The sequence below is a fragment of the Curtobacterium sp. PhB191 genome, assembly GCF_004346515.1.
GTDB lineage: Bacteria > Actinomycetota > Actinomycetes > Actinomycetales > Microbacteriaceae > Curtobacterium.
Window position 1 is genome coordinate 1 of sequence record NZ_SMBV01000019.1, and the last position, 10,051, is coordinate 10,051.

Sequence of the window (10,051 nt, forward strand, 5' to 3'; positions counted from 1 at the left end):
GTGTGAGCAGCCTCGCTCTGTGTCGTCGTTTTCGCTGCGATCGGTGTCGGGTCAGGTGGTGCCGATGACGAGGGTGCTGCGGGCGGCCTCGACGACGTCGTTGGTGATGACGTCGAGCTCGTTGATCTTCAGGACGCGTTGGATCTGAGGGAGGAGGCGCTCAAGGAGCCGGAAGTTGCCGCGGGTGATGCGTTCGACGGCGGCGATGGCTTGCGCGTCGGTGAAGTCGTCGGGGTCGAGCGTCTTGCCGAGCTTGCGCCATTGACGTTCGAGGACGAAGAGCAGCTCGTCGTGGCCGAGCGGACGGTACTGGTGGGCGAAACCGAGGCGGCTGTAGAGCTGCGGGTAGTGGCTGAACTGCTTCTCGATGCCGGGCATGCCGATGAGGATCATCGCTATGCCGGTGCGGTCGTACTGGTCGCGGAGCCACTCGATCGCGTTGCCGGTGAGGCGTTCGGACTCGTCGATGATGATCAGCTCGAGCAGGGACAGGTTGGGGCCGTGTGCGTGGTCGAAGTGGCGACCCTGGAGCAGGAGGTGTTCCTCGATGCAGCGTTCGGTGCGGAGCATGTCGTGCCGGAGGTCGTCCTGCAGGGCGCGCATCGTGGCGGAGACCTCGGGCGTGTAGAAGACGGTGCGGGCTCGGTGGGCGGCGGCGTAGATCTTCGTGTCGTCTTCGCTGCGTGCGGCCCATCTGGCGATGAACGGGCCGATGCTGTCCCAGTGGGCGTAGCGGCGTGCGGAGAGGGTCTTGCCGACGCCAGCGGGGCCGAAGCAGACGCCGATGGTGTTCTGCTTCCGGACGGCGTCGGCGAACTCCGCGAACCGACGGTGTTCCTTCGTGATGATGAACTGGCTCGTCATGACCGGTCCTCCTCGTAGGTCATCAGTCGCGGTTGATCCGGTGCCGGTGCGGGTGCTGGTGGGGTGTGATCATCGGGTGTGGGGCGGACGATCGCGATGCGTTCGCGGATCTGCCCGCGCAGGGCTCTTCGTTGCGCGTTCCGGGCGGCCTGGATCTGCTTGAGACTGATGGTCTCGGTCTGATGCGCGGTACTGATCGCGGTGCACAGGAACGCGTCGCGGTGAAAGACACGGATCTCGGTGACGTCGCGGGGGTCGTACCGGACGCTGACGGTGCTGCCCACGAAGGGTGCGAGAGTGGTTGCGGTGTAGCGGAGCCCTTCGAAGTGGATGCCGTCTCGTTGCACGACACGCGTGGTCGGGACGGTGAGCAGGAACCCGTCGAGCTGCTCGAGGGAGTCCGGCATTCGTGGCAGCCACCCGTCTGCGATCCACGCTTCCAGTGGGCTCTTCCGGAGCTCGCGGTGGATGCGGGCGTTGTAGCGGCGGATGAACGTGTTGATGGCACTGTCGACACCGGCGAGATCCAGCGCCGGCGTCGGCGCCGGCGCCGAGGATCCGGGTGCGAGGTGGCCGGGGAGCGTTGGGAGCAGCTCGGTGTTGATGGTGCCGAAGAACCGCTCGATCTTCCCGCGGCCCTGGGGGCGAGCGACCTGCGAGTGGATGATGCGGAGGTGCAGCACGGCGGCGGTGTCGCCGATTCGGTGGCTGGTGAAGTCGGACCCGTGGTCTGTGTAGAGCACGTCTGGGATCCCGCAGACAGGCCAGTCCGGTTCCGGCTTGTGCCAGATCGCTTGCCGGAGCGCGAGCGCGGTGTTCGCGGCGGATGGGGCGCCGAGGAACACCATGTACCCGCAGACCGCGCGGGAGTAGTCGTCGAGGATCACCGTCAACCACGGCCGTTCGGGCTTGCCGTCGGGTCCGACGATGAGCAGATCGAGCATCGTGTGGTCCGCCTGCCAGATCGCGTTGGGGCGATCCGCACGACGTCGGAGCAGCAGTTCGTGCTTGTCCCGATATGACGCGGGCCCCTCAAGCGCGAGCGTCACCATCCCGGGATCAAGCCCGTTCACGATCGACCGCACAACGGAGTACGACGGCGCTGAGAGACCTCGTTTGGTGCAGTAATTGTCGACCTGGCGGTGAATCGTGGCGATCGAAGGTCGTGGCTTGGTGAGTGCGAGCCCCTCAATCAGGCGCACCAGTTCCGGTGCCGTCCGTCGGGCGCCGTGATCGGTGCGGGTGCCGTCGGCGAGAGCCGGGTATCCGCCGGTTCGGTAGCGGGCCAACCAGCGTTGCAGGGTGCGCTCAGCGACGCCCGTGGTGCGGGCCAGGGTGGCGAGCGGGATGGCGTCCTCGACGTGCAGTCGAAGGATGCCCCACCGCTCGCTCGCGTCCATAGCCAGCTACATCGTTGGGGAAGGCTTGGTTCGTCGCGCCGCGACGGGCTCGGCGTGCTTCGCGAGTGCACGGTAGATGGTGGTGCGGCTAACGCCGAGCACGTCGCCGATCTGCGCGACGGTCATGTCCTGCTGTTCGTAGAGCCGGCGTGCGGTGCGCACCTGGTCCGCGGAGAGCCGAGATGGTCGGCCGCCGGTGCGGCCGCGGGCTCGAGCGGCGGCGAGGCCGGCGTTGGTGCGTTCCTTGATGAGGTCCCGTTCGAACTCCGCCAACGCGGCGAAGACGTGGAACACGAGCCGGCCGCCGGGCGAGGTGGTGTCGATGGCCTCCTGCAGGGACCGGAACCCGATGCCGCGCTCGGCGAGAGCGTGCAGCTGATCGATGAGGTGCCGGATGGACCGGCCGAGCCGGTCGAGTCGCCAGACGACGAGAGTGTCGCCGGGGCGGAGCTGGTCGAGGAGCTTGTCGAGCTCGGGCCGGTGTTGGAGCGACCCGGACATGGTGTCGACGAACACGCGGTAGCAGCCAGCGGCGTTGAGCGCGTCGATCTGCAGCGACGCGTCCTGGTCTGTGGTGGACACGCGCGCATACCCGAGAAGGTGACCCATGAAGAGAACGTAGCGAAACTCGACCAGGAGGGGTAGTGGCGGCACGTAGATTCTGGGACTGGGTTCCGCTACAAGACACGGCGCCTCGCACCCGGACTGAGCGCCGGTACGGATAGTTGTAGCGGAATCGTTCGTATTTGTTACGTCTGCCGCGCTCGCGCGGCGAGCCGGAGTGCTTGCACGGAACGGAGGTGTTGTTCCGATCGGTGGCGGCCGTTGGCGGGAGACGGATGTGGTGCTGCGATGACCGGAAGGAGTCGGGGGTGCTCGTCCAGGGTGAAGTGTCGCATGACGCCGTCGAGGGCAACGGCCCCGTACGTGACGATCGCAGTGAGAGCGGGGAGGGCCGCGAGCAGTGTGGCGAGGGCATGCCGCCCCTCGTCGATGTCCTCGAGTCGCACGCGGTCGGGCAGTTCCCATGGGACAAGGTTCCAGCGGACGTACTCGCCGCGTGCGAGTCCGGACTCGATACGGGCTGCTCGGAACGCGGCCGCGGTCGGGCCCGGGTTGTCCTCGCTGCAGATCGCTGCGTGCGCTGCGGCGATGGTCTGGGGGCCAGGCGACTGCATCAGGACCAGGACACGGCTGAATCTGCCGCCGGATCGTGGGTCGAAGCTCGGGACGAACCGTCGGCTGCCGTCGGGCGCGGTCCGCCACGTCTCCGCGAGACCGTTCAGCGATCGAACGTCAGCGAGTTCCTCGGGGGTACTCATGCCGGCTGTGGCGGTGCCAGCAGGGTGCCACGGATGACGGATCCGTGAAAGGTGCGAAGGGCAACGGTGATCCATGCGGCGACGAGGCCGGCGTAGTAGATGACGGCGAGGACGGCAACGACGGTCAGGCCTGAGTGCAGGGCGAGCCCGTTCAGGCCGGTGACGCAGGTCCCGACGGGGAACGTGAAGGACCACCAAGTCAGGCTGAACGGCAAGTGTTCGCGGGCAGTGCGGATGGTGATCGCGAGGGCGATGACGGTCCACAGCAGCGCGAAGCCGAGCATCGCGAACCCGTACACCAGCGCCACGACCAGCAGGGCATGCGCGGTACTCGCATCGACAACGGTGGGGGCGTTCGATGCGAGGAGGTTCACCGCGGTGATCGACTGTCCGACCGGCCCGAGGACGATCCACAGAGTCGGGACCATGCCGGCGGCCCCGACCTTGTGCTGCGCGAGACGGTTCCAGATCAGCGTGATCACGACCAGCGACGTGATGAGGCTGAGGCCGAAGAAGCCGTAGCAGGACCACAGCAGCGTCTCCCGCGCCTGCCCGGCGGGGGCGTACGGCAGCAGGAGCGCACCGGTGGAGGCGGACACCATCGGCGGGACGATCGGCATCAGCCAGCCGCCGAACGCGGAGTCGGGCTTGTTCTCGTGGCGGGTGAACGCCAGGTACGGCACGAGCACTGCCGTGAGCAGTCCTCCGATGGTGCCGATGGTCCACAGGACCCAGTCGATGGTGACGGCGGCGGGCAGGCCGACCCAGTCCTTGCCGAGCAGGAGTGTCCCGGCGCCGACGGTGAGGAACGCCATCGGTGGTGCGCCGTAGAAGTGCGAGATCACCGGGTTGAGCTGGTGCCCGGCTGCAGTGCTCCGGTAGCGGATCCAGTGCAGCACCGTCGCGGTCGTGAGGGCGACGAGGAGCACCGCGGCGATCGCCCACACGACCGTCGCCGCGAGGCGCAGCCCGGGGAACTGCAGCGGCAGTGACGCAGCTGCGACAGCGACGATCCCCGTGCCCATGATCGACGCGAACCAGTTCGGTGTGAGATTCGACACGATCAGGCCTGGCCGCTCCAGGTCACGGAACAACGCCGTCTGCGGCCGTTGGGGCAGCTGGCTACCGTTCGCGGGTGCAGGGTCCGTGCGGAGCGTTGTCATGGGCCAAGCCTGCGCGAATCCTGCCTCTGGCGGTACCCGGAACCTCTTGGCAGGGCACAATCAATGATTGTGGCACTACGGCGACTCACGGACCGAACCCTCGACCTCGACACACTCGACGTGCTCGCACGCGTCGCCGAGACCGGCTCCCTCTCCGCTGCCGCTGGAGCGCTCGGCGTCACGCAACAGGCAGTGTCTGCTCGGATCCGGGTCGCCGAGCGCATGGTCGGTCACTTGTTGGTGCACCGCTCGACCACGGGGTCGGTGCTGACCGAGACCGGCAGGCTCGTCGTCGGGCTGGCCGGACCGGTCCTCGACGCGTCTCGCCACCTCGAAGCAGGAGTGGCTGCGCTGCGGACTCCCACGGGTTCGCTCGTCGTCGCAGCGTCACAGACGATCGCGGAGCTGCTGCTGCCGGGCTGGCTGCTCGAATTCCGCCGCCGCGAACCCGACGTGCGGGTGCGCCTGATCGCGGGCAACTCCGCCGCGGTGACGGACCTCGTGCAGTCGGGTGGCGCGAACCTCGGGTTCACGGAGACCCCGGTGACGGCGGCAGGTGTGTCCGCGCAGGTGATCGCGGACGATGAGCTCGCGGTCGTCGTTGCGCCGGAACATCCCTGGGCTCGGTCGACCGGGATCACTGCGGAGGTCCTGGCGGCGACGGCTCTGCTCCTGCGGGAAGAAGGTTCCGGAACTCGCGCGACCCTCGCCGCATGGCTCAGGGAGGCCGGTTTGAGCATGTCGGTTCCGGCCGCGGTGCTGGAGACCACGAGCATCATCCGGGCGAACGCGCAGGCTGGAATTGCACCGGCGGTGATGAGCCTTCGCACGGTCGCCGCCGACATCAACGACGGGTCGCTGGTGCGGGTCCCGCTCGCTGGGCCGCCACTTGCCCGGCCGTTGCGGGCGATCTGGTCGGGAGAGCCTCAGCCAGCTGGTTCTGCTTTCCTGCGCGTCGCCCACGAGGTGACCGGTCGGGGTCAGCGCAGCCCGTAGGGCAGCTCCGGATTGTTCTCCGCGATCTCGGTGAGCCGGTTGTACTTGGCGACGCGTTCTCCGCGGGCGGGTGCGCCGGACTTGATCTGTCCGGTTCCGGTGCCGACGACGAGGTCCGCGATGAACGTGTCGGTGGTCTCGCCGGACCGGTGCGACACCATGCTCCGCATCCCGAGCGAGCGTGCGACGCCGATCGCGTCGAGGGTCTGGGAGACGGTGCCGATCTGGTTCGGCTTGATGAGCGCCGCGTTCGAGAGCCCGTCCTTCCCACCGTCGCGGATGCGCTGCGGATCGGTGACGTAGAGATCATCGCCGACGATCTGGAGCATGTCGCCGAGCGCGAACGACATCGCCTTCCAGCCGCCGTGGTCATCTTCGGAGAAGCCGTCTTCGATGCTCCGGATCGGATACCGGCTGATGAGGTCGCGGTAGTAGTCGACCATGCCTGCGCGGTCGAGCCGGCGGTCCACGACCCGGTAGCTACCGTCACCGAGCGCGAACTCGTTCGCCGCCGGGTCGAGTGCGATCGCGACGGTGTCCACGCCGGGCTCGTAACCGGCGGCACTGATCGCGGCGACGAGGAGGTCGAGGGCCTCCTCGGGCGCGGCGATCGACGGGGCGAAGCCGCCTTCGTCCCCGAGACCGAGACTGCCGAACCGTTCCCGGACCAGTGCCGCCAGCGCGTGGTAGACGTCCGATCCGATCCGAACCGCGTCGGTCATGGTCTCGGCGTTCACCGGGGCGATCATGAACTCCTGGAAGTCGAGCGCGTTCGCTGCGTGCGCTCCGCCGTTGAGCACGTTGAAGTGCGGGACGGGCAGGCGGGGCGTGCTGCCGGTGACGTCTGCGATCCAACGCCAGAGCGGCAGCTCCGCTGCGGCGGCGAGAGCGCGTGCCATCGCGATCGAGGTCGCGACGACACTGTTCGCGCCGAGCCGGCGGTGGTTCGGGGTGCCGTCGAGGGCAGCGAGGGCGGCGTCGGCCTGCCCGATCGAGGTCCACGACTGGCCGGTGATCATCGGTGCGACGTCCGTCGTGATGAGGTGCAGTGCCTGGCTCACGTCGCGGCCGCCGTAGCTGCTGCCGCCGTCGCGAAGCTCGACAGCCTCATGCGCGCCAGTGGATGCGCCTGCGGGGGCGTCACCGGTGACGACGGTGCCGTCCTCGAGCTCGAGACGCACCTGGATCGTCGGGTAGCCGCGGGAGTCGAGGATCCGGGAGCCGTGCAGGCTGCTGATGGTGACGGGGCGGCTGGTGTGGGTCACGTACTCGCCCTGATGGTGGGTGGTGTGGTGGACGTTGCTGATGTAGTCGTTCACGGCGGTTGTCGCCTTTCGGGTTGGTCGTGCGGGTGTGGGCCGCGGGGAGGCGGAGGGACGACCTCCTGGCGATCACTGGGCGCCAGTTGCCTCCCCACGGCGGTTCAGGGCGCGCACTGGATGGTGTCGGGTGCGCGGGTGCCGGTCAGGGGTGCGGGGTGAACCGTTCCTGTGCGGCGCGGATGATGGCTTCGGCGTCGACACGGTTCGCCCACCCGTTGGTGGTGACGTGCTTGCCGTGCTCGATCTCCTTGTAGTGGGCGAAGAAGTGCTCGATCTCCGCCAGGACCGGCTCGGCGACGTCGGAGATGTCCTGGACGTGGTCGAAGCGGACGTCTCCGGCGGGGACGGTGAGGATCTTGTCATCGCCGCCGTTCTCGTCGACCATGCGGAGCATCCCGACCGGGCGGACGTCGATGACGACGCCGGGGAACGTGGGCCGGGGCAGCAGCACGAGCGCGTCGAGGGGGTCGCCGTCATCGCCGAGAGTGTCGTCGATCGAGCCGTAGTCCTGCGGGAACACCATGCTGGTGAACACCGCCCGGTCCAGGCGGATCCGTCCGGTGGCGTGGTCGACCTCGTACTTGTTGCCGCTGCCGCGGGGGATCTCGATCGTGATGTCGAAGTGCATGAGCTGTTCGTCTCCCAGTCGGATGGTCAAGTGAGGGTGCCGAGGGTGACGCCCCCGGCGGCTGCGGCGACGGAGACGACGAGCATCCCGAGCCCGTTCACGGCAGCCGCGGTGGTGCGGCCAGTGCGTGCGAGGCGGACGGTCTCGAAGCTGGCGGTGCTGAACGTGGTGTAGCCACCCATGAGCCCTGTTCCGAGCACCGCGACGGGGGTGGCGCCGAGGTGACCGGCGGCGCCGGTGATCAAGCCCAGCAGGAACGAGCCGGTGATGTTGATCGTCAGCGTCCCGACCGGGAGCCGGAACTGCCGACCCCGGTTGATCGCACCATCCACGAAGAACCGTGCGGCCGCGCCGACACCGCCAGCGACCGCGACGCTGAGGAAGGCCAGGGCGCTCATGATATGGCCCCGTTCGGTCGGACCAAACCCGCGATCGCGAGGCCGCTACCGGTGGCGATCGCGCCGGCGAGGACCGTCAGGAGCGCGTACCCGGTGCCGGCCAACCCGCGGCCAGCGAGGAACAACACCGCGGTGCTGGTCGCGAGGGTGCTGTAGGTGGTGAACCCGCCGAGGACACCGGTTCCCAGAAGCAGGCGCAGTGTCCGGCGGCGACCCTCGTCAGGTCCGCGATGCGCGAGGTGTTCCAGCAGCACACCCAGTAGGAGCGCGCCGGCGATGTTGATCCAGAAGATCGCCCAGGACACCTCCTGCTGAGCGGGGAACGCGGTGCTGAGTCCGTCGCGTGCGGCGGTACCGATGGCGCCGCCGAGTGCGACGACACCGAGGTACCGCCACCGCAGATGCACTGGCCGGTCGATACGTTCCGGGTCGTTGGCGTCGATGTCTGGGTCGGGCGGGAGCTGCCCATCGGGCAGGTGCGTGTCCGTTCGGGAGGTCATGTTCCACCTTCCGCAGCGACCGCTGCCGCTGCTGCTCGTGCTGCCGGATGCAGGTACTCCCCACCCCGCGGACAGAACCCACCGTCGCCGTCGAACCGGTAGATCAGGGGTTCGCCCGTGGGGAGGTTCAGGTCCGCGAGCTCACCGTCAGTTAGGCCGTCCATGCAGGCACACAGTGCCCGCAGTGAGTTGCCGTGCGCGACGACGAGCACTGTCTGCCCGTCGCGGAGTGCCGGGGTGATGCTGTGCGACAGGACGGGTTGGACCCGGCGGATGACGTCGGAGAGTGTTTCGGTTCGACGAAGTGCCGCCCACGGCAGTCCACGAAGCGCCGGCGTCCGCCGGAGCGCCAGCCACGCGCGGATCGACATGCGTGGTGGCCGTCCCGTGCGGGTCCGACGAACAGCGAAGAACTGCTCCGCCCCCAACGCCGCTTGCGCATTCTGCTTGGACATGCCGGTGAGGGCGCCGTAGTTCCGCTCGTTCAACCGCCACGTCGACTCGATCGGCGCATCACGTCCGAGGACGTCGGTGACGAGCTCCGCCGTGTGGAGCGCCCGCTCGAGCGTCGACGTGAGCACGAGGTCCGGTCGGATGCCGGCATGCAGAAGTAGCAACCCAGCCCGATTCGCTTCGGCGCTGCCCTGTTCGGTCAGCGCGACGTCTCGCAAGCCGGTGAAGGTACCGGCAGCGTTCGCAGTGCTCTGTCCGTGGCGGAGCAGAACAAGCTGGCCGGTCACGGGGTGTCCCACGGCAGTGGGGCATCGAACCCGACCGGATCAACGGGCACTACGAGCACTGAACGGTGCTGCTGATGGGTCAGCCGTACCGCGACCGACCCCGTGAAGAACTCCGCGATTCGACCCGCTCCCGTCCTGGCCCCGACGACCAGCATCGCCGCGTCGCGGTCTTCGGCCACTTGCGACAGTGCCCGGCTCGGATCCCCGACACCCGGGACGAACGTGACGTCGACGCCGTAGGTCGTTGCGGCAGCACGTACTGCCGCCTTGTCACTGTCCGACAAGCCCTGCGGTGTCGTGTCAGCGGTGTCAGGGTCGATCGGTTCCACCATCACCGACCCGTCCGAGCGCGTACCGGCATCGAAGAGCGATGCATCCACGCTGACGCACACCAGCGTCGTACCGAAGCGCCACGCGATAGACGACGCAACCTCGATGACCCCCGGAGCGAGGCCGGGCAGGACGCCGACGACGACCGGTCCGGAACCGATTGGTGCTGTCATGACACTCCCTACCTCAGGCGCGCAGAAGCGCGACCAGCTGAGATAGGGACTGTTGTCGACAACTGTCGAGGTTGGGTCCGGCAAGCCCCACTACCGGGTCCGAAGACACCACCATTATGCACCCGAACCCCAAGTCACGCGGGCCGTCTCGCGCACCCGCGACGTCCCGACACCGAAGGAAGCGATTCCGACGACACGGAGCGAAGCTGCCCACA

12 protein-coding genes are annotated in these 10,051 nt (G+C 68.2%); 1 reads left to right on the plus strand and 11 read right to left on the minus strand.

Annotation, left to right across the window (positions count from 1 at the left end; translation table 11 throughout):
- Nucleotides 1-51 precede the first annotated feature (51 nt).
- The 5 genes from EDF48_RS18845 to EDF48_RS18865 form a co-directional block, all read right to left on the minus strand.
- Nucleotides 52-864 carry an AAA family ATPase gene (locus EDF48_RS18845; RefSeq protein WP_131881966.1) on the minus strand — a complete coding sequence of 271 codons (813 nt, stop codon included), beginning with the start codon at nt 862-864 and terminating at the stop codon, nt 52-54.
- Nucleotides 861-2,264 (minus strand): Mu transposase C-terminal domain-containing protein, encoded by a 1,404-nt coding sequence (locus EDF48_RS18850; RefSeq protein ID WP_071301383.1) that lies wholly within the window; start codon nt 2,262-2,264, stop codon nt 861-863. Before EDF48_RS18850 ends, EDF48_RS18845 begins: the two co-directional genes overlap by 4 nt.
- 6 nt (nt 2,265-2,270) lie before the next feature.
- Nucleotides 2,271-2,873 carry a recombinase family protein gene (locus EDF48_RS18855; RefSeq protein WP_131881968.1) on the minus strand — a complete coding sequence of 201 codons (603 nt, stop codon included), beginning with the start codon at nt 2,871-2,873 and terminating at the stop codon, nt 2,271-2,273.
- 140 nt (nt 2,874-3,013) lie between these two features.
- Nucleotides 3,014-3,442, minus strand: a complete 429-nt coding sequence (locus tag EDF48_RS18860) for a uracil-DNA glycosylase (protein ID WP_228506156.1) — start codon at nt 3,440-3,442, stop codon at nt 3,014-3,016.
- A gap of 140 nt (nt 3,443-3,582) precedes the next feature.
- Nucleotides 3,583-4,647 (minus strand): TDT family transporter, encoded by a 1,065-nt coding sequence (locus EDF48_RS18865; RefSeq protein WP_240614499.1) that lies wholly within the window; start codon nt 4,645-4,647, stop codon nt 3,583-3,585.
- 165 nt (nt 4,648-4,812) lie between these two features.
- On the opposite strand from EDF48_RS18865, the gene EDF48_RS18870 reads away from it, so the two are divergent.
- Nucleotides 4,813-5,745, plus strand: coding sequence for a LysR family transcriptional regulator (locus tag EDF48_RS18870; RefSeq protein ID WP_208385475.1), 933 nt, complete (start codon nt 4,813-4,815; stop codon nt 5,743-5,745).
- Here the strand turns inward: EDF48_RS18870 and eno are convergent.
- From eno to EDF48_RS18900, 6 genes are all read right to left on the minus strand, one after another.
- On the minus strand, nt 5,730-7,064 hold the full coding sequence (gene eno / locus EDF48_RS18875; RefSeq protein ID WP_083393829.1) for a phosphopyruvate hydratase: 1,335 nt from the start codon (nt 7,062-7,064) through the stop codon (nt 5,730-5,732). The two genes, EDF48_RS18870 and eno, sit on opposite strands and share 16 nt — an antisense overlap.
- A 145-nt stretch (nt 7,065-7,209) precedes the next feature.
- A complete protein-coding gene (locus EDF48_RS18880) occupies nt 7,210-7,695 on the minus strand; it encodes an inorganic diphosphatase (protein WP_055960822.1) in 486 nt (161 codons plus the stop codon).
- A gap of 26 nt (nt 7,696-7,721) precedes the next feature.
- Nucleotides 7,722-8,093, minus strand: coding sequence for a CrcB family protein (locus EDF48_RS18885; RefSeq protein WP_055960823.1), 372 nt, complete (start codon nt 8,091-8,093; stop codon nt 7,722-7,724).
- On the minus strand, nt 8,090-8,500 hold the full coding sequence (locus tag EDF48_RS18890; protein WP_131881970.1) for a CrcB family protein: 411 nt from the start codon (nt 8,498-8,500) through the stop codon (nt 8,090-8,092). The genes EDF48_RS18885 and EDF48_RS18890 overlap by 4 nt, the downstream gene beginning before the upstream one ends.
- Nucleotides 8,501-8,589: 89 nt before the next feature.
- Nucleotides 8,590-9,345: a 2,3-diphosphoglycerate-dependent phosphoglycerate mutase gene (locus tag EDF48_RS18895; RefSeq protein WP_171907745.1), complete on the minus strand. Its 756-nt coding sequence runs from the start codon at nt 9,343-9,345 to the stop codon at nt 8,590-8,592.
- Nucleotides 9,330-9,920 (minus strand): universal stress protein, encoded by a 591-nt coding sequence (locus EDF48_RS18900; RefSeq protein ID WP_243698155.1) that lies wholly within the window; start codon nt 9,918-9,920, stop codon nt 9,330-9,332. The genes EDF48_RS18895 and EDF48_RS18900 overlap by 16 nt, the downstream gene beginning before the upstream one ends.
- Nucleotides 9,921-10,051: the final 131 nt, after the last annotated feature.